The organism is Enterobacillus tribolii, from assembly GCF_003363015.1.
Taxonomy (GTDB): Bacteria; Pseudomonadota; Gammaproteobacteria; order Enterobacterales; family Enterobacteriaceae; genus Enterobacillus; species Enterobacillus tribolii.
On the sequence record NZ_QRAP01000003.1, the window covers coordinates 101,562 to 121,345 of the forward strand.

Annotated in this window: 14 protein-coding genes; 7 read left to right on the forward strand and 7 right to left on the reverse strand. The window is 57.9% G+C overall.

All coding sequences use genetic code 11. The annotated features are described in order from the left end of the window. Positions 1–265 precede the first annotated feature (265 nt). From glgC (C8D90_RS07905) to glgP, 6 genes are all read left to right on the forward strand, one after another. Positions 266–1,594, forward strand: coding sequence for a glucose-1-phosphate adenylyltransferase (gene glgC, locus C8D90_RS07905; protein WP_115457905.1), 1,329 nt, complete (start codon positions 266–268; stop codon positions 1,592–1,594). Between the two features lie 318 nt (positions 1,595–1,912). Next, positions 1,913–4,099, forward strand: a complete 2,187-nt coding sequence (gene glgB / locus C8D90_RS07910) for a 1,4-alpha-glucan branching protein GlgB (RefSeq protein WP_115457906.1) — start codon at positions 1,913–1,915, stop codon at positions 4,097–4,099. Further along, entirely contained in the window at positions 4,099–6,078 is a 1,980-nt protein-coding gene (glgX, locus tag C8D90_RS07915) for a glycogen debranching protein GlgX (protein WP_115457907.1), read from the forward strand. The genes glgB and glgX overlap by 1 nt, the downstream gene beginning before the upstream one ends. A 54-nt stretch (positions 6,079–6,132) precedes the next feature. After that, complete coding sequence (gene glgC, locus C8D90_RS07920; protein WP_115457908.1) at positions 6,133–7,410, forward strand: glucose-1-phosphate adenylyltransferase; 1,278 nt, start codon at positions 6,133–6,135, stop codon at positions 7,408–7,410. Between the two features lie 39 nt (positions 7,411–7,449). After that, the gene (glgA, locus tag C8D90_RS07925; protein WP_115457909.1) at positions 7,450–8,880 is read left to right on the forward strand and encodes a glycogen synthase GlgA; all 1,431 of its coding nucleotides are present in this window, start codon (positions 7,450–7,452) and stop codon (positions 8,878–8,880) included. 246 nt (positions 8,881–9,126) lie between these two features. Beyond that, a complete protein-coding gene (glgP, locus tag C8D90_RS07930; protein ID WP_115457910.1) occupies positions 9,127–11,577 on the forward strand; it encodes a glycogen phosphorylase in 2,451 nt (816 codons plus the stop codon). A 97-nt stretch (positions 11,578–11,674) separates the two neighbouring features. On the opposite strand, the gene glpD is transcribed toward glgP, so the two are convergent. The 4 genes from glpD to glpE all read right to left on the reverse strand — a co-directional run bounded on the left by glpD (position 11,675) and on the right by glpE (position 15,476). Next, positions 11,675–13,192: a glycerol-3-phosphate dehydrogenase gene (gene glpD / locus C8D90_RS07935; protein ID WP_115458181.1), complete on the reverse strand. Its 1,518-nt coding sequence runs from the start codon at positions 13,190–13,192 to the stop codon at positions 11,675–11,677. Positions 13,193–13,442: 250 nt separating this feature from the next. Then, positions 13,443–14,201, reverse strand: a complete 759-nt coding sequence (locus tag C8D90_RS07940) for a DeoR/GlpR family transcriptional regulator (protein WP_115457911.1) — start codon at positions 14,199–14,201, stop codon at positions 13,443–13,445. Positions 14,202–14,223: 22 nt separating this feature from the next. Continuing rightward, positions 14,224–15,057, reverse strand: coding sequence for a rhomboid family intramembrane serine protease GlpG (gene glpG, locus C8D90_RS07945; RefSeq protein WP_115457912.1), 834 nt, complete (start codon positions 15,055–15,057; stop codon positions 14,224–14,226). A 92-nt stretch (positions 15,058–15,149) separates the two neighbouring features. Continuing rightward, complete coding sequence (gene glpE, locus C8D90_RS07950) at positions 15,150–15,476, reverse strand: thiosulfate sulfurtransferase GlpE (protein ID WP_115457913.1); 327 nt, start codon at positions 15,474–15,476, stop codon at positions 15,150–15,152. 218 nt (positions 15,477–15,694) lie between these two features. On the opposite strand from glpE, the gene C8D90_RS07955 reads away from it, so the two are divergent. Continuing rightward, positions 15,695–16,066 (forward strand): hypothetical protein, encoded by a 372-nt coding sequence (locus tag C8D90_RS07955; RefSeq protein WP_230472982.1) that lies wholly within the window; start codon positions 15,695–15,697, stop codon positions 16,064–16,066. A gap of 35 nt (positions 16,067–16,101) precedes the next feature. On the opposite strand, the gene ugpQ is transcribed toward C8D90_RS07955, so the two are convergent. The 3 genes from ugpQ to livF form a co-directional block, all read right to left on the reverse strand. Continuing rightward, the gene (ugpQ, locus tag C8D90_RS07960; RefSeq protein WP_115457914.1) at positions 16,102–16,854 is read right to left on the reverse strand and encodes a glycerophosphodiester phosphodiesterase; all 753 of its coding nucleotides are present in this window, start codon (positions 16,852–16,854) and stop codon (positions 16,102–16,104) included. A 159-nt stretch (positions 16,855–17,013) separates the two neighbouring features. Then, complete coding sequence (gene exaC, locus C8D90_RS07965; protein ID WP_115457915.1) at positions 17,014–18,540, reverse strand: acetaldehyde dehydrogenase ExaC; 1,527 nt, start codon at positions 18,538–18,540, stop codon at positions 17,014–17,016. 541 nt (positions 18,541–19,081) lie between these two features. After that, a complete protein-coding gene (gene livF / locus C8D90_RS07970) occupies positions 19,082–19,783 on the reverse strand; it encodes a high-affinity branched-chain amino acid ABC transporter ATP-binding protein LivF (protein WP_115457916.1) in 702 nt (233 codons plus the stop codon). Position 19,784 lies beyond the last annotated feature (1 nt).

The following is a 19,784-nucleotide window of genomic DNA, read 5'->3' on the forward strand; positions in this document are numbered from 1 at the left end:
GAATAATCCTAATCAAATATCCTTTAATGATATTTTTACGCGATTTAATATTTTGATAACAGCTGAGATATGCTGCTGTAGGACCACGTTTTTTTAATTCCTTTAAACCGTAATAAAAGTCTGAAGGCCCCATTTTCAGGCGGGAATTGCGCGCATTTTACATAAATGGCGAAAAAACGCTCAGCGTCAGTATTCGGCCCGTTGCCGTTATTTATCCGGGCAGGAAGACGTTGCGATTAAATGGATGAACATAAGGAAAACTTTGATGACTCAAAGCGTTACGGATATTGCATTGCTCAGCCAGCTGACTCAGCGCACTGTGGCATTGGTACTGGCCGGTGGCCGCGGCACCCGCCTTCATGGCCTGACGGACGGGCGTTCCAAGCCTTCCGTCTATTTCGGCAGCCGCTTCAGAATTATTGATTTCGCACTGTCGAATTGTCTGAATTCTGGCCTTAACCGGGTCGGTGTTATTACCCAATACAAGGCCCATTCATTATTACGCCATATTCAGCGAGGCTGGTCCTTTCTGCATCATAACCGTAATGAATTTATCGATATGCTGCCGGCTCGTCAGCAATTAGAAGAGGGATACTGGTATCGCGGAACCGCCGATGCGGTCTATCAGAATATCTCGCTGATGAAGCAGCACTACCGTCCGGAGTATGTCGTTATTCTCGCCGGTGATCATATATATAAAATGAATTATGCACAGATGTTACTGGATCACGTTAAATCCGGCGCGCTGTGTACCGTCGGTTGTATTGAAGTTCCGCGCGATCAGGCCAGCGCTTTTGGCGTCATGGCCGTTAATAAACAACTGAAAATCACCCGTTTTGAAGAAAAGCCGAAAAATCCGCCTGCGATGCCGGGCAACGACAAAATGTCGCTGGCTTCCATGGGGATCTACGTTTTCAACGCAGACTTTTTATACCAAACGCTGGAGGCGGAACAGACCCGCCCGGACACGACGTTCGATTTCGGCAAAGACATCATCCCTGCCGCCGCGCAGGCCGGCGTGGCTTATGCCCACCCCTTCAGCCGTTCCTGCATGAGCCGCACGCCCAGCGGCGAAGCCTACTGGCGCGATGTCGGCACCGTAGACGCTTACTGGGAAGCCAACATCGATCTGATTTCCGCCCGTCCGCAGTTGAACCTGTTCGACGACAACTGGCCGATTCACAGCTATACCGGCCAACAGGCGCCAGCGCGCTTCAATCAAAGCCCGAACCACATCAGCAACCACGTTGACAACTCGCTGATTGCCGGCGGCTGCGTCATCGACAGCGCGCAGATTGTTCACTCGGTGCTGTCGGCCAACGTGCGCGTAGCGCCGGACAGCCGCATAGAAGAGTCGGTTATCCTGCCCGGCGTCACCATCGGACAGAACTGCCGCCTGAGTCGCTGCATTATCGACCGCGGCTGTATTATTCCTGCCGGCACCATCGTCGGCGAAGATCCGTATGAAGACGCCCGCCGCTTCCACCGCAGCCCGCAGGGCGTGGTGCTGATCACCCAGCAGGATATGGAAAAGCTTGTCAAAGCGCCGGCGGCGCCAATAGCGTTCGCCAAAAAAGATGCCGTCCCCGCATAACGACACCCTTCCGGCCCACGGGCCGGGAGAAGCCGGATCTTTGTCTGAAAGTGCACGATTCGTTCAATACGTCATACTAAAGCTTACTATGCTTAAAATTGTGTCTAAATACTCATCACCGTTGCCTTCGCGGGCCGCGGCGGGGGAGCTGTGACGATTCGTGCCTTCAACCATAAACCTCTGCCTTTTCAGAGAGGCGTCACGAAACCAATTCCAAATGGCGGGCATGATGAGAGACAAGAAAGAATTACTGTCAACCCATTGATCAGTGATGATTTTGTTGGACTCATTTATGCTGTTAATTAAAGGAAGAATGCCATGTCAGTACTTCCCAGCAGTACACTTATTCAACAGCTACTCTCCGGGCACCATGCCGACCCTTTTTCCATCCTCGGCATGCATCAGACAGACGGCGGGCTGGTGGTTCGCGCCCTGATGCCTGACGCGACCCAAGTCCAGGTGATTGACAGCAAGAACCAGCGTGCCGTAGCAACCCTTGATCAAATCGATGACCGCGGCTTTTTCTGCGGCATTATTCCCCGGCGTAAAAACCCGTTCCGCTACTCGCTGCGCGTAACCTGGAGCGATCACACGCAAATTGTGGAAGATCCCTACCGCTTCGGCACCCTGCTCGGCGAAGTCGACAACTGGCTGCTGAATGAGGGGACTCACCTGCGACCCTACGAACGCCTGGGCGCGCACCTGACCACCATTGACGATCTGGACGGCGTGGTTTTCGCCGTATGGGCGCCCAACGCCCAGCGCGTGTCGGTGGTCGGCGACTTTAACTTCTGGGACGGGCGCCGCAACCCGATGCGCCTGCGCACTGAAAGCGGCATCTGGGAACTGTTCATCCCCGGCGTGCACAGCGGCCAGCTCTATAAATATGAGCTGATTGACGTTCACGGCGTCACCCAGTTGAAGGCGGACCCTTACGCTTTCGAAGCGCAGATGCGCCCGGACACCGCGTCGCTGGTTGCGCCGCTGCCGAAGAAAGTGCCGCAAAACGCCAGGCGCCGCAGCGCTAACGATTTTAACGCGCCGATTTCCGTTTACGAGGTGCATCTCGGTTCCTGGCGTCGCCACACCGACAACAACTTCTGGCTCAGCTATCAGGAGCTGGCCGATCAGTTGATTCCTTACGTGAAGGAAATGGGCTTCACCCATATTGAGCTGATGCCCATTAACGAGCACCCGTTTGACGCCTCGTGGGGTTACCAGCCGCTGGGTCTGTATGCGCCGACGCGCCGCTTCGGTACGCCTGCCGAGTTCCGCGCTTTCGTCGATGCGGCGCACAAGGCGGGCATCAACGTTCTGCTGGACTGGGTTCCCGGCCACTTCCCCAGCGACACCTGGGGGCTGGCGCAGTTCGACGGTACGGCGCTGTATGAATACGCCGACCCGCGCGAAGGGTACCACCAGGACTGGAATACGCTGATCTACAACTACGGCCGCTATGAAGTGCGCAACTTCCTCGCCGGCAACGCGCTTTACTGGATGGAACGCTACGGCATCGACGGCCTGCGCGTAGACGCAGTCGCCTCCATTATCTACCGCGATTACAGCCGCGCCGAAGGCGAGTGGGTGCCCAACTGCTTCGGCGGCAACCAGAACCTGGAAGCCATTGATTTCCTGCGTTATACCAACCAAACCATCGGCCAGCAACGGCCGGGGGCCATCACCGTTGCAGAGGAGTCCACCGACTTCGCCGGCGTGACCCTGCCGCCGGAAAACAATGGCCTCGGCTTCCACTACAAGTGGAACATGGGCTGGATGCACGACACCCTGGACTACATGAAGCAGGACCCGGTGCACCGCAAATACCACCACAACAAGATGACCTTCGGCCTGCTGTACGCCTGGAGCGAAAACTTCGTGCTGGCGCTGTCCCATGACGAAGTGGTGCACGGCAAAGGTTCGCTGCTGGACAAAATGCCCGGCGACGCCTGGCAGAAGTTCGCCAACCTGCGCGCTTACTACGGCTTTATGTGGGCGCACCCCGGCAAAAAGCTGATGTTCATGGGCGGCGAATTCGCTCAGGGCCGCGAGTGGAACCACGACAGCAGCCTCGACTGGCACCTGCTGGAAGGCGGCGACAACTGGCACCACGGCGTGCAGCGCCTGGTGCGCGATCTGAACTTCTGCTATCGCGAGCAAACCGCGCTGCACCGCCTGGATTGCGATCCGGCCGGGTTCAGCTGGCGGGTGGTTGACGATAATGAAAACTCAGTTTTCGCCTTCGTGCGCCGTGATGAAGAAGGCAACGAAGTGCTGGTGGTCAGCAACTTTACGCCGGTTCCGCGCCATCATTACCGTATCGGCGTGGAGCATCCGGGCAGCTACAGCGAAATTCTCAACACCGATTCACACTATTACCACGGCAGCAACATGGGTAATCAGGGCGGAATCGAGAGCCAGCCCATCGGCAGCCATCAGTGTCCGCACTCGATTGAACTGACCGTACCGCCGCTGTGCACCCTTTATCTGAAGAGAGAACCTGCTTAATGCTGAAACCCGGTAGATCTGGCCCGCTGGGCGCCCACGTCACGTCGCAGGGAATTAACTTCGCCCTGCACTCCTCTCATGCGGAACGCGTCGAACTGTGCCTGTTCGACGACGACGGGCGTCAGCGTTGCATTGATTTACCCGCACGCAGCGGTGATGTCTGGCACGGTCTGTTGCCGGAAGGCAAGGCCGGCCAGCAATACGGTTACCGGGTCTACGGCCCGTGGAACCCGGCTGCCGGCCACCGTTTCAACCCGGCGAAGCTGCTGATCGACCCCTATGCGCGGGCGCTCAGCGGCAGCCTGCCCGCAGATGACCGTCTGTGCGGCGGCGAGGCGCAGCCGGACCCGAACGACACCCGCGACGTCACCCCGCGCGCCATCGTAATTGACGAGCCTTATGACTGGCAGAACGACGCCTCCCCGGCCATCTCCTGGGGAGAAACCGTCATCTATGAAGCACACGTCAAAGGGCTGACGCAGCAACACCCCGGCATTCCCGCGGAGCTGCGCGGCACCTACGCCGCGCTGGGGCATCCGGTAATGATCGACTACCTCAGCAAGCTGGGCGTCACCACGCTGGAGCTGCTGCCGGTGCAGCAGCACGCCGATGAGCCGCGTCTGCAACGGCTGGGGTTGAGTAATTATTGGGGCTATAACGTGCTGGCCCCGTTCAGCGTAGAGCCGGACTTTCACTCCGGCCGCGCCGGCACCACGCCGCTGAGCGAATTCCGCGATGCGGTGAAGGCGCTGCACAAGGCGGGGATTGAAGTCCTCCTCGACGTGGTCTTCAACCACACCGCGGAGCTGGACGAACAGGGGCCGATGGTTTCCCTGCGCGGCATTGATAACCGCAGTTACTACTGGATGAACGACGACGGCCAGCTGGAAAACTGGACCGGCTGCGGCAACAGCCTGCGCCTCACCCAGCCGCACAGCGTGCAGTGGGTGATGGACTGCCTGCGTTACTGGGTGGAAGAGTGCCACGTGGACGGTTTCCGTTTCGATCTCGGCACCGTACTGGGCCGCATGCCCGACTTCAACCGCCATTCGCCGCTGTTTATCGCGCTGGCGCAGGACCCGGTGCTGTCACGCTGCAAGCTGATCGCAGAACCCTGGGACATTGGCCCCGGCGGCTACCAGCTCGGCCAGTTCCCGCTGCCGTTTGGCGAGTGGAACGACCGTTTTCGCGACGACATGCGCAGCTTCTGGCTGAGCGACGGCCTGTCGCGCGGCGCGTTCGCCGCCCGCTTCGCCGCCTCCAGCGAACTGTTTCGCCACCATTATCGCGCGCCGTCCGCCGGCGTTAACGCCATTACCACGCACGACGGCTTTACGTTGCGCGATCTGGTCAGCTTTAACCAGAAACATAACCAGGACAACGGGGAAGATAACCGCGACGGCACCGACAACAACCACAGCAACAACCACGGCGCGGAAGGCATCGACGCCGGGGCGGAAATTCAGCGCCGCCGCAGCGCCAGCCAGCGGGCCTTGCTGGCCACCCTGCTGCTGGCACAGGGTACGCCGTTGCTGCTGGCCGGGGACGAACTGGGCAACAGCCAGCGCGGAAACAACAATGCTTACTGTCAGGACAACGAAATTACCTGGCTCGACTGGACCGGCGCGGATGAGGAACTGACCCGTTATACCGCGGCGCTGATCGCGCTGCGTAAACGGATACCGGCCCTGAGCGGGGATATGTGGTGGGATGAGGGAGACGGAAACGTCGTCTGGCTGAACGCCGACGCCGCGGCATTGACGCCGCAGGAATGGCAAGACGGAGAGAAACACCCGTTGCTGATTCAGCTTTCGGGGAACTGGCTCATCGCCGTTAACGGCAGCGGGCACGACCGGGATATCCGTCTGCCCGCGGGCAACTGGCATGCAGAAGCGCCTTTCGGCGCGCTGACGCCGGCTGAAGAGAAAGGCCGCTGGCAGTTGCCTGCCCGCAGCGTTTGCGTCATGCGGAATTCCTGACACTTTTTCGGCGTATGGGCTTCCAGGCGCCATATTTATGACAAGGAGTAAGAGATGGTTACGTCAGTCAATCAAGATCAACTTATGTTAGCCCGTCAGCTGCCGCAGAAGTCTGTGGCGCTGATTCTGGCGGGCGGGCGCGGCACGCGTCTGAAAGATCTCACGTTGACCCGCGCCAAGCCGGCCGTGCATTTCGGCGGAAAGTTCCGTATCGTCGATTTCGCACTGTCCAACTGCCTGAACTCCGGCATCCGGCGTATCGGCGTTATCACCCAATACCAGTCTCACACCCTGGTGCAGCATATCCAGCGCGGCTGGTCATTCCTTAATGCCTCAATGGATGAGTTCGTCGATCTGCTGCCCGCCCAGCAACGTCCCGACACCGAACACTGGTATCGTGGCACCGCCGACGCCGTCAGCCAGAACCTGGACATTATCCGCCGTTACAAAGCCGAGTATGTGGTGATTCTGGCCGGTGACCATATCTACAAAATGGATTACTCGCGCATGCTGCTCGATCACGTGGAAAAAGGCGCTGAATGTACCGTCGCCTGTATTCCCGTCCCGCGCAGCGAGGCGCACGCCTTCGGCGTTATGGAAGTCTCCGACGACCATAAAATCCTGAAGTTCCTTGAGAAGCCTGAAAACCCGCCCGGCATGCCAGGCGACGACAATATGTCGCTGGCCTCTATGGGCATTTACGTTTTCAACGCCGAATACCTGTACCGGTTGCTGGAAGAAGACATGGCGCAGCCGGACTCCTGCCACGACTTCGGCCAGGATCTGATCCCGAAAATCACCGCGCAGGGCAAAGCCTGGGCGCACCCGTTCGGTATTTCCTGCGTCACCAACGCGCCTGACGCCACGCCGTACTGGCGCGACGTGGGAACCCTGGACGCGTACTGGCATGCCAACCTGGATCTGGCCTCCGTCACGCCTGAGCTGGACATGTACGACAAGTCCTGGCCTATCCGCACTTACATGGAGTCCCTGCCGCCGGCCAAGTTCGTTCAGGACCGCTCCGGCAGCCACGGCATGACCATGAACTCGCTGGTTTCCGGCGGCTGCATCATCTCCGGTTCGGTGGTGGTGCACTCCGTGCTGTTCCCGCGCATCCGCGTTAACTCATTTTGTACCATCGATTCTTCGGTGCTGCTGCCGGAGGTTAACGTCGGGCGTTCCTGCCGCCTGCGGCGATGCATTATTGACCGCGCCTGCGTTTTGCCCGAAGGTACGGTTATCGGGGAGAACGCGGAAGAAGACAGCCGGCGTTTTTACCGCTCGGAAGGCGGCATTGTATTAGTAACCCGCGAAATGTTGGCGCGACTGTGACCTTAACTCCCGAAATTCCGGGCTTGTATAGGAGTGAAGATGTACGTATTGCACGTTTGTTCTGAACTATTTCCGCTGTTGAAAACCGGCGGGCTGGCCGACGTGGTCGGCTCCATGCCCGCAGCGCAAATTGCTCAGGGTGCCAACGTCCGTGTACTGCTGCCCGGTTTCCCGGCCATCAAGGCCGGTGTTCCCGACGCCCAGATTGTCACCACGATGGACACCTTCGCCGGACGCATTGCGTTGCGCTTCGGCTTTTATCAGGGCGTCGGCGTGTATATCATCGACGCCCCGCATCTGTATGACCGCCCCGGCAGTCCGTACCACGATCAAAATCTCTACGCTTATCAGGACAATCACCGCCGTTTCGCCCTGCTGGGCTGGATGGGGGCGGAACTGGCGAGCGGCTGCGATCCGTACTGGCGCCCGGAAGTGGTGCATGCCCACGACTGGCATGCCGGGCTGGCGTGCGCCTATCTGGCCGCGCGCGGCCGGCCGTCCCGGTCGGTGTTTACCGTTCATAATCTGGCGTATCAGGGGATGTTTTCCGCCTCGCACCTGGATGAACTGCACATTCCCCGCGACTTTTTCCAGATGCACGGGCTTGAGTTCCACGGGCAGATCTCGTTCCTCAAGGCCGGGCTGTTTTATGCGGATCGCATCACCACCGTAAGCCCGACCTACGCGCGTGAAATCACGCAACCGGCTTACGGCTACGGCATGGAAGGTCTGTTGCAGCAGCGCGCCTGGGAGGGCCGGCTGGTCGGCATCCTCAACGGCGTTGATGAAGCGATCTGGGACCCGGCGACCGACAAGCTGATCACCAGCCACTACGACCGCGACAACCTTAAGGCCAAGGCCGACAACAAGCGCCAGCTGCAATCCGCGATGGGGCTGGAGGTCGATCCCAGAAAACCAATATTTGCCGTCGTCAGCCGCCTGACCAGCCAGAAAGGGCTGGATTTGGCGCTGGAGGCGCTGCCCACCCTGCTGGAAGGCGGCGGGCAGTTAGTGCTGCTGGGCGCCGGCGACGCTATTCTTCAGGATGCTTTCCTCGCCGCGGCGGCGGAGTATCCGGGCCAGGTCGGCGTACAGATCGGTTATCACGAAGCATTTTCTCACCGGATCATGGCCGGCGCCGACGTTATTATGGTGCCCAGTCGCTTTGAGCCTTGCGGGCTCACGCAACTTTATGGCCTGAAATACGGCACGCTGCCGCTGGTGCGGCACACCGGCGGGCTGGCGGATACCGTGACCGACTGCGCGCTGGAAAACCTGGCGGACGGCTCCGCCAGCGGCTTCGTGTTCAGCGAAAGCAACGCGGCCGATCTGTCTAACGCCATCCGCCGCGCCTTCGTGCTGTGGACGCGCCCGAACCTGTGGCGTTACGTGCAGCGCCAGGCAATGGCGAAAGACTTCAGCTGGCACGCCGCGTCGAAGCAATATCTGGAGCTTTACCGGCACATTTAACCGATGTCGCCGTTTTTTTCGGCCGCCCAGGAGGGGTGGCCGGTTTTGGGTAACGTCATCGTTCCGACGTTATGATGTATACACTTAATCAGTCAGGCTGCGCCGGTGCGGCTGACGGATGTGCTCAGCCAACGGAGGGCAGCCTGAAAGATGACGTGTATTAAACCAACACCCGGGCGTTTTGCAGGCACGGAGCCGCAAAAACGAAGGGTGTAGCATGATGCAAATTATCGGGGTGTACCTTTTATGACTTCATCACCGTTTAGCTATAACTCACCTGTCGTCAGCATTGAAGCGCTCAAGCATTCTATCGCTTACAAGCTGATGTTCACCGTTGGCAAGGATCCGTCCGTCGCCAACCAACATGACTGGCTGAACGCAACGTTGTTTGCGGTACGGGACAGGATGGTCGAGCGCTGGTTACGTTCTACCCGTGCGCAATTTTCGCAGGACGTGCGACAGGTTTATTACCTGTCCATGGAATTTCTGGTAGGGAGAACGCTCTCCAACGCGCTGTTGGCGATGGGGATTTACGACGAAATCAAGCAGGCTTTGGACGAAATGGGTCTGAGCCTGGATGAGTTGCTGGTTGAAGAGACCGACCCGGGGCTGGGCAACGGCGGTCTGGGCCGTCTGGCGGCCTGCTTCCTGGACTCTCTCGCCACGATGGCCCTGCCGGGCCGCGGTTACGGCATCCGTTACGAATACGGTATGTTCAAGCAGAACATCGTGAACGGCCAGCAGGCGGAATCGCCGGATAACTGGCTGGAGTACGGCAACGCCTGGGAGTTTCCGCGCCACAATACCCGTTACAAGGTGCGCTTCGGCGGCCGTATCCAGCAGGAAGGCAACAAAACGAGCTGGCTGGAAACGGAAGAGATCATCGCGCAGGCGTACGATCAGATTATCCCCGGCTTCGACACCAACGCCACCAACACGCTGCGCCTGTGGTCAGCGCGCGCCAGTAACGAAATCAACCTGGGCAAATTCAACCAGGGCGACTATTTCGCCGCGGTGGAAGATAAAAACCATTCGGAAAACGTATCACGCGTGCTTTACCCGGATGACTCCACCTACAGCGGGCGCGAACTGCGCCTGCGCCAGGAGTACTTCCTGGTGTCGGCCACCATCCAGGACATTTTCCACCGTCACTGGCAAACACACCACACCTTAGACAACCTGGCCGATAAGATCGCCATTCACCTCAACGATACCCATCCGGTGTTGTCGATCCCTGAATTTATGCGCATCCTGATTGATGAGCATGACTACGCGTGGGAAGACGCCTGGGACATCGTGGTGCAGGTGTTCTCCTACACCAACCATACCCTGATGAGCGAAGCGCTGGAAACCTGGCCGGTGGACATGCTCGGCAAGATCCTGCCGCGTCACCTGCAAATTATTTTCCAGATTAACGATCACTTCCTCAAACTGTTGCAGGCACAATACCCCGGCGACAACGAACTGCTGGCGCGTGCGTCCATCATCGACGAAACCAACGGCCGCCGGGTACGTATGGCCTGGCTGGCGGTGATCGCCTGCCACAAGGTCAACGGCGTTTCCGCCCTGCACTCCGAGCTGATGGTGCAGTCGCTGTTTGCCGACTTCGCCCATGTGTTCCCCAACCGTTTCTGCAACAAGACCAACGGCGTTACGCCGCGCCGCTGGCTGGCGCTGGCGAATAAACCGTTGTCCGCCGTGCTGGATGAAAATATCGGTCAGATGTGGCGCACAAATCTGAGCCAGCTCAGCGAACTGACGCCGCACATTGATTTCCCCAAATTTATCGCCGATGTGCGCGCCGCCAAGCTGGAGAACAAAAAACAGCTGGCGTTATATATCGCACAAGAGCTGAACGTGGTGCTCGATCCGCACGCGCTGTTCGACGTGCAGATCAAGCGTATTCACGAATACAAGCGTCAGTTGCTTAACGTGCTGCACGTGATCACCCACTACAACCGTATCCTCAAAAATCCGGATGCCAACTGGACGCCGCGGGTGAAGATTTTTGCCGGTAAAGCCGCATCGGCTTACTACGCAGCCAAGCAGATCATTCATCTGATCAACGACGTCGCGAAGGTGATCAACGAAGATCCGCGGGTGAAGAATAAGCTGAAGGTGGTGTTTATCCCTAACTACAGCGTCAGCCTGGCGCAATTGATCATTCCGGCTGCCGATCTGTCCGAGCAAATCTCCCTGGCAGGCACCGAAGCTTCCGGTACCAGTAATATGAAGTTCGCCCTTAACGGCGCACTGACTATCGGTACGCTGGACGGCGCCAACATTGAAATCCAGGAGCATGTGGGTGAGGAAAATATCTTCATCTTCGGCAACACGGCGGAGCAGGTTGAAGAGCTGCGCCGCAAGGGTTACAACCCGCGCCAGTACTACGAGCAGGACGAAGAACTGCGCGAAGTGCTGAACCAGATCGCCACCGGCGCTTTCAGCCCCGGCGATCCGAAGCGTTATACCAGCCTGTTCGATTCCCTGGTGAACTTCGGCGACCACTATCAGTTACTGGCGGATTACCGCAGCTATATCGACACGCAGGATAAAGTCGACGAGCTGTACCAAGATAAAGATGAGTGGACCCGCCGGGCGATGATTAACGTAGCCAACATGGGGTACTTCTCGTCTGACCGTACGATTCAGGAGTACGCGGATGAGATTTGGGGCATTGAGTCGGTAAAGCTGTAGTCAGCAACAACGTTGGAAGTAATCGGGGATGACGCGCTGTCATCCCCGTGGTCATACTGGCCCGCCGTTTTTTCCTCAGCGGCCAGGCAACCCTGCGCTAGTCACCCACCGCACGCAACACCACCTGGTCGCGGGTATGACGCTGCGCCAGCCACTGTGCGACACGCTGCTGTTGCGCGTCATCCAGCCACATTCCCAGCTTGGTACGACGCCAGATAACGTCGTCGAGATCCACCGCCCATTCATGTTCCGTCAGGTAGCGCAGTTCCGCCTCGTACAGGTTGTGGCCGAAATGTTCCCCCAGCTCCGCCAGCGAGCCGGCGTCGCCAATCACCATTTCACAGCGGGTGCCGTAAGTCCGGGTGTAGCGGCGCGCCAGCGCCTCCGGCAGCCAGTTGAAGCGACGGCGCAGCCGGGCCGCGTAAGTATCACGATCGGTTTCCAGGTGGCCGCCCGGCAGAATGCCGTTTTTGGTCCATGCCGGACCGCAGTTGTCGTAGTAGCGGGAAAGCTTCTCCAGCGCATGTTCCGCCAGCTTGCGGTAAGTGGTCAGCTTGCCGCCGAACACTGAAAGCAGCGGCGCCTTGCCGTTTTCGTCATGCACATCCAGCGTATAGTCGCGGGTGATGGCCTGCGGCGAGTCGGATTCATCGTCGCATAGCGGGCGCACGCCGGAGTAAGTCCAGACGATATCTTCACGCGTCAGCGGCTGTTTGAAATGATCGTTATAAACCTGAAGCAGATACTCCACTTCACTGTCATCAATGTGCACATTATGCGCATCGCCGTGATATTCCACGTCGGTAGTACCAATGATCGAAAACTCATCCATCCAGGGAATGACGAAGACGATGCGGTGATCCTCATTTTGCAGAATGTAAGCCTGCGGCTGATGATGAACGCGCGGCACCACGATATGGCTGCCTTTAATCAGGCGGATACCGTAGGGAGACTTGAGCTGCAGCCCTTCATCAAACAGCTGCTTCACCCACGGTCCGGCGGCGTTGACCAGCCCGCGCGCCTTCCAGGTCAGCGTTTCACCGCTGTCCCGATCGCGCGCTTCCACGATCCACAGGCCGTTTTCGCGCCAGGCGCGGGTAACTTCCGTACGGGTACGCACTTCGCCGCCACGTTCCGTCACCTCCAGCGCGTTCAGCACCACCAGCCGGGCATCATCCACCCAGCAGTCGGAATATTCGAATCCGCGCGTTAACGACGGTTGCAGCACCGAGTCCGCGCCAAAACGCAACCCACGGCTGGCCGGCAGGCTGGTGCGTTTACCCAGATGATCGTACAGGAACAGCCCGGCGCGAATCATCCAGGCCGGACGCAAATGGGGCTGATGCGGTAAACGAAAACGCATCGGTGAAGTAATGTGCGGCGCCAGCTTCAGCAGCACCTCACGCTCGGCCAGCGCTTCGCTGACCAAACGAAACTCGTAGTGTTCCAGATAGCGCAGCCCGCCGTGAATCAGCTTAGAACTGGCGGATGACGTCGCACAGGCCAGATCCCGCGCCTCCAGCATCAGCACGGACAGCCCGCGTCCCGCCGCATCCGCAGCGATCCCAGCACCATTAATGCCGCCACCGATAACGATCAAGTCTTTGGTTTCCACGTGCCCTCCAGAGGTTCGGATCAAATAATAATGTTCGTTTTCGAGCATTATTTTAATCACAAACAACCATAAGCGCCAGACGTTAACCAAATAAAAACATCATGCCGTTATTACTGTAACAATCGCGTGAGACGTGTTTTACACAGAAAAGAGAGGAAATACAGCAAGTACCAGAGGGAAGCCAGCGCACAACCGGCGAGGAAAGGCCCGGAGCGGGGGATGAAACAACGACCTCCCCCGCTCAAAAAGATCAGCAAATCTCCAGCTGAACGTCACACTGTTCGATCACCTTCAGCGTTTCCGCCGGCGGCAGCCGATCGGTAAACAAGTAATCGACCAAATTCATATTCCCCAGATTCACCATCGCGTTACGGCCGAACTTGGAGTGGTCAGTCACCAGCATCACGCAGCGGGAGTTCTCGATAATCGCCCGCTTGGTGCGCACTTCATGGTAATCAAACTCCAGCAGGGAGCCGTCCGCATCAATGCCGCTGATGCCGAGAATGCCGAAATCCAGCCGGAACTGGGAAATGAAGTCGAGCGTTGCCTCTCCCATAATACCGCCGTCGCGGGTACGGACCTCGCCGCCGGCCAGAATCAGGCGGAAATCTTCCTTTGCCATCAGCAGCGTCGCTACGTTGAGGTTGTTGGTCACTACGCGCAGATTGCGGTGATTAAGCAGCGCATGGGCCACCGCTTCCGGCGTGGTGCCGATATCAATGAACAGCGTCGCCCCATCCGGAATCATGCTGGCGACGCGGGCGGCAATACGCGCTTTCTCCAGGGAACGCATGCCCTTGCGGTCGTGATACGCCGTGTTGACCGAACTGGAAGGCAGTGCCGCGCCGCCGTGGTGGCGATGAATTTTATTTTGATCCGCCAGATCGTTCAGATCGCGGCGGATGGTTTGCGGACTCACGTCGAAGTGCTCAACCAGTTCTTCCGTGCTGACATAACCTTGCTGGCGCACCAGTTCGATAATCGCTTCATGCCGCTGTGTTTGCTTCACGTGCCTTCCCCTGCATTAACCATTAATGTTGACGGCGCGCGTGGCGCATGTCCCAAAATCCCATAAGCAGACCGATGATCAACCCCGCGATATGCGCGGCATTGGCGATCGACATGCCGAATAACCCGAAGTGCCCTGCCACCAGCCACAATAATGCAAATACCATCAGGCCGCGCGGCATACCGATTCCCAGCCCCGGCGCGCGCTCCCCGCACCACCAGACATACCCCATCAACGCATACACCACGCCGGACAGGCCGCCAAAGTATACGCCGCTGAACAGGGACTGGGCCCAGCCGCTCATAAACGCGGAAACAATCATAATCTGCAACAGCTTGCCGCCGCCCAGACGTTTCTCAACCTGACCACCAAGATACCACCACCACATCAGATTAAAGATGATATGCAGCGGAGAAAAATGCAGAAATGCGTGACTGATCCAACGCCACACCTGAAAATATTGATCGGAACCCGCCGGCCAGGCCAGCCATGTCATCACCGCATTGTCGCCCAGCGTCAGCATCAGCAGATACACCACGATGCAAATCACGCTGATGCCGATAGTCAGCGGCCCGGCCTGCTGACGCAGGTTTTGCAGGTAGCCAAAGCGGGCGTAACGCAGGCCGCTGTCGGTCGTACCTGAATGCCAGCTCGCGGCCTGATAGCGCGGATGCAGCGGTTCCTTCATAAACTGCTCCAGCTCACGCTCTACCTGCGGCAGCTTCGCATCGTCCGGCAGCCACAGAACAACGTCCTGCTCGCGCGGTTCCAGCTCTAACTGCACGCCGCGGGTCGCCATATAGTCCACGAAGGCCTGGGCCAGACGCGGGTTGGGTAAGCTAATGACTCGAACCATGAATACCTGCTTTTCCGTTTACACTTTTCACTATTCAGGCCATTCCGGCGCAGCCTGAACGATCTTGTAGAGAGATAATGACCAGAGCACCGTCAGGACGACGTTTCGACCTGCTGCGGATAGCTGCGCTGCCACGCCTCAAACCCGCCGTCGATGCTGTAAACCTCGTCAAATCCCTGATGCAATAAATACTGCGCCGCGCCGCGGCTGCTGTTGCCGTGATAGCACATCACCATCACCGGCGTATCCGGATCATGGTGCTGCATAAACTGCTGCAACGTGGCATTGGTTAAATGAAACGCACCGGGGACATGCCCGGCCGCATAGCTTTGCACATCACGGATATCCGCCAGCGCAACGCCGCCCAGCTCCAGCTTCCGGCGTGCTTCATCAACGGAAATGGCGATAAACTGATCCATAATAGTATGACAGCCCTTTAAACGAACGAAGGGAGTATTGTATCTAACAATCCGATAACAACACACGGCAAAATTCGTCGCCAAATCCTTTATTAAATTAGGGTTTTTACCACGAAACACAAGGATGAAGGGTAAAAAATCCATGCCGCGCACTCGCGGACACATCGGAACGCGCGTACGGAGATACACTTAAACGATCTCATCAGGAGGAGAACGTCATGAAATTTACATCATCAGCCCGGACATTGCTGCTCACCGCCGCGCTGAGCGTCGTTCCCGCCGTTGCCAGCGCCAATACGGTGCTGCAACACCAGCAACAGATGATCCAGCAACAGCAGAACCAGTTCCAGCAGCAGCGCAACGACTTTAACCAACAGCAGTTGCGTAATACGCAAACCCGTATCCTGAGGGATAATCAGGCCAGCCAGATCCAGCAACTGAACGACAATATGCGCAATGATTCCTACCAGCGCATGCTGAACAACAACCGTTTAAAGGCCAACCAGGATTTGCAGCGTCAGCAGATGGATGCGCAGCTTAATCAGCTGGAACAGCAGCGCTTGCAGAGAAAAAACGCCAGCGCCAAATAGTCGCCGGGCGCAGGTGCGCCCGGCAGCCCTCCGTTTCACGCCCCGGCGGCAAAATCCGGTCCGATGACGTCGATCCGGTCAGTACAAATGCAGTCTACGCCCCACGCCAGTAATTCCCGCGCCCGTTCGGGCCGGTTCACCGTATACACCAGAATACGCAGGCCAGCAGCTTTCAACGCGGCTACGCGCGCGGCGGTCAGCGCCTGATGATCGATATGCAGGGAAACGCAGCCCAGGCGCGACGTCAGCGCCGGCCATGCGTCATCCCACTCTTCCAGCAATAATCCGCGCGGCAGCTGCGGCGCGGCTTCCTGCGCAGCCGCCAACGCTTCCGGCGAAAAGGAGGACAGCAGCGGCGGCAAAGGATGTGCGGACCACAGCACCTGCGCCGCCAGTGCCACCGCGCGCCCGGTTTGTGTTTCCGTACCGGTGGTGGGTTTGATTTCTATATTCGCCGCCATGCCGTAACGGGCGCATCGCTCCGCCACCTGCGCCAGCAGCGGCAGGCGCTCATGGCGGAACATCGGGCTGAACCAGGCGCCGGCATCCACCTGCTTCAGTTGCTCCCAGGGTAAATCCCCCGCGATGCCCCAGCCATTGGTGGTACGCTCCAGCGTGTCGTCGTGCAGCAGGAAGATTTCCCCGTCCAGCGCCAGCTTGGCGTCGAATTCAATCATGTGATGACCGTAACGCGCCCCCGCGTCAATGGCCGCCAGCGTATTCTCCGGCGCCAGCTTGCCGCCGCCCCGGTGGGCAACAATTGCAGGGTAAGGCCAGTCAATACTCATGTGTTCATCCGTCATGGTTTCATCGTATCGAAAAAGTGTAGCGCGTCGGCAGGCGGAAACACAGGGAGAATCTCAGGCGATAAATCAGGGACAAAAAAATACCGCCACGTCTTCATGGCGGTATTTTCTGATGAAATCAGAACTCCCTTCACTCAGGCATCAAAACAGCCCCTGCGCCTTATCCGAGTAGCTGACCAACAAACACTTCGTCTGTTGATAATGTTCCAGCATCATTTTGTGCGTCTCGCGGCCAATGCCCGACTGTTTATACCCGCCAAACGCGGCATGCGCCGGGTAGGCATGGTAACAGTTGGTCCAGACGCGGCCGGCCTGGATGCCCCGCCCCATCTTGTACGCCAGCGAGCCGTTACGGCTCCATACGCCCGCCCCCAGGCCATATGGCGTATCATTGGCGATAGCCAGCGCCTCCTCGGCGTCCTTAAAGGTCGTCACCGCCAACACGGGGCCAAAAATTTCCTCCTGGAACACGCGCATATGGTTACGCCCGAACAGCACCGTCGGTTCCAGATAGTAGCCGTCGCCCAGGCCATGGCCTAAATCGACGCGGTTGCCGCCCACCAGCACTTCCGCGCCCTCTTTCTTGCCGATATCAATATAGGTCATGATCGTTTTAAGCTGGCCGGCGGAGACCTGCGCGCCCATCTGCGTCGCCAGATCCAGCGGGTTGCCGCGGCGGATGCTCTCTACGCGTCTTAATGCCTTCTCCATGAAACGGTCGTAAATCGACTCCTGAACCAGGGCCCGGCTCGGGCATGTACACACTTCCCCCTGGTTAAACGCGAACATGGCAAAGCCTTCCAGCGCTTTATCGAAAAAGGCATCTTCTCTGTCCATGACGTCTTCGAAGAAGATATTGGGTGATTTCCCGCCCAGCTCCAGCGTAACCGGAATCACGTTCTTCGCCGCATAGCTCATGATTTGCTGGCCTACTTCCGTGGAGCCGGTGAATGCCACTTTGGCAATACGCTCCGACGTCGCCAGATATTCACCGATTTCCGCACCGGCGCCATTCACAACGTTAATCACGCCGGGCGGCAAAATGTCCTGAATGATCTCCATCAGCACCAGAACGGACAGCGGCGTCAGCTTGGCCGGCTTCAGTATCACGCAGTTTCCCGCCGCCAGCGCCGGTGCCAGCTTCCAGCACGCCATCAACAGCGGGAAGTTCCACGGGATAATCTGCCCGACGACGCCCAGCGGTTCATGGAAGTGATAAGCCACCAAATCCGATTCGATGTCGCTGATTGCCCCTTCCTGGGCGCGGATGCAGGAGGCAAAGTAACGGAAATGGTCTAACGCCAGGGGAACATCCGCACCCTGCGTTTCCCGCACCGCCTTACCGTTGTCCCAGGTTTCCACCGTAGCCAGCAGTTGCAGGTTTGCCTCCATCCTGTCGGCAATGGCATTAAGCAGGGCTGCCCGCTGCGCTGCGGACGTTTTCCCCCAGGTCAGTTTCGCCTTGTGGGCGGCGTCCAGCGCCAGGTCCACGTCACGCGAGTCGGAGCTTGCCACCTCGCACATCGGCTGGCCGGTGACCGGCGTCAGGTTGGTAAAATATTCTCCTCCGGCGGGCGGAACCCATTCGCCGCCGATAAAGTTGTCGTAGCGACCTTTCAGTTTAAAAGCAAAGCCATACTGTCCCGGAATTACACTATTCGTTGTCATCCATCTCTCCTCGTTTACGTTGCCGTTACCCCAATAGCGATAGCGCCGGGGGTGCTTAGTCCGCGGAATTAAAAGAAGCCAGACAATCTGAATACATAATTAAACGTTAAGTTATTACCAGACTAATACGTCGGGATAAGAGGCAACACCCTGCATGTGTATTTATTAGGCATCCCTCACATTTTGGCCGGTTATTATGCAAAGTATCGTTATAATTTATCATTCTGAGTATAGCGGTGATAAAATTATCCATTTGATAAAATTGATAATTTTAAGAAAAAGGCACAATGCATTATCCGTACAAATAAGCTATTTATCCCACGCCGAAGATAACGAAAAATAACCGTGACCGGTGAACAATTGTTTTCAGTGAGTTTATTCGAAGAAAAACCGGCGATACACATAAGTTTTTTTGTACAACATACGAATACCAGCGGATATAAAGATCCAAATCTGCTTAATACGCGACTTATTATAGACAAAAAAATACCGCCATTAATTAATAGCGGTATTTCCAATATACGCGTATCCGGCCGGTGTTTTAGCCCCCCAAATACGCACTCCGCACCGCGGCGTTCTCCAGCAACGCCGCGCCGGTATCTTCCAGCACCACGCGGCCGTTCTCCAGCACGTATCCCCGGTCGGCCAGCTTCAGCGCCTGGTTGGCGTTCTGTTCAACCAGGAAGATGGTCATTCCTTCTTCCCGCAGCTGCTGAATGGTATCGAAGATTTGCAGGATAATAATCGGCGCCAGCCCCAGCGACGGCTCGTCCAGCAACAGCAGCTTCGGCTGGCTCATCAGGGCGCGGCCAATCGCCAGCATCTGCTGCTCGCCGCCGGACATGGTGCCGGAGCGCTGGCTGCGGCGCTCATACAGACGCGGAAACAGATCGTAGACACGCGTGATGCGCGCCTGATACTGTTCGCGATCGGCGAAAAAGCCGCCCATCGCCAGGTTCTCTTCCACCGTCATGCGCGAAAAGACCCGGCGCCCTTCCGGCACGATGGCGATGGCTTCACGCATGATGCGCGCGGTTTGCCAGTCGGTAATCTCCTTGCCAAGAAAGGTGATGCGGCCGGCGCTCGCGCGCGGTTCGCCGCACAGCGTCCCCAGCAACGTGGTTTTACCGGCTCCGTTGGCGCCGATGAGCGTAACTATCTCTCCCTGCTCAATATGCAGGCTGACCTGATGCAGCGCCTGAATCTTGCCATAGTGGGCGGAGACATTGTCTAACGTCAGCATG

What these genes read in the sequence shown, in the direction of transcription:
- glgB (WP_115457906.1), top strand. Translation starts at nt 1,913, where the DNA reads ATGTCAGTACTTCCCAGCAGTACACTTATTCAACAGCTACTCTCCGGG.
- ugpQ (WP_115457914.1), bottom strand. Translation starts at nt 16,854, where the DNA reads ATGAGTATTGACTGGCCTTACCCTGCAATTGTTGCCCACCGGGGCGGC.
- glgX (WP_115457907.1), top strand. Translation starts at nt 4,099, where the DNA reads ATGCTGAAACCCGGTAGATCTGGCCCGCTGGGCGCCCACGTCACGTCG.
- glpG (WP_115457912.1), bottom strand. Translation starts at nt 15,057, where the DNA reads ATGGTTCGAGTCATTAGCTTACCCAACCCGCGTCTGGCCCAGGCCTTC.
- glgA (WP_115457909.1), top strand. Translation starts at nt 7,450, where the DNA reads ATGTACGTATTGCACGTTTGTTCTGAACTATTTCCGCTGTTGAAAACC.
- glgC (WP_115457908.1), top strand. Translation starts at nt 6,133, where the DNA reads ATGGTTACGTCAGTCAATCAAGATCAACTTATGTTAGCCCGTCAGCTG.
- C8D90_RS07955 (WP_230472982.1), top strand. Translation starts at nt 15,695, where the DNA reads ATGAAATTTACATCATCAGCCCGGACATTGCTGCTCACCGCCGCGCTG.
- exaC (WP_115457915.1), bottom strand. Translation starts at nt 18,540, where the DNA reads ATGACAACGAATAGTGTAATTCCGGGACAGTATGGCTTTGCTTTTAAA.
- livF (WP_115457916.1), bottom strand. Translation starts at nt 19,783, where the DNA reads ATGCTGACGTTAGACAATGTCTCCGCCCACTATGGCAAGATTCAGGCG.
- glpE (WP_115457913.1), bottom strand. Translation starts at nt 15,476, where the DNA reads ATGGATCAGTTTATCGCCATTTCCGTTGATGAAGCACGCCGGAAGCTG.
- glgP (WP_115457910.1), top strand. Translation starts at nt 9,127, where the DNA reads ATGACTTCATCACCGTTTAGCTATAACTCACCTGTCGTCAGCATTGAA.
- glgC (WP_115457905.1), top strand. Translation starts at nt 266, where the DNA reads ATGACTCAAAGCGTTACGGATATTGCATTGCTCAGCCAGCTGACTCAG.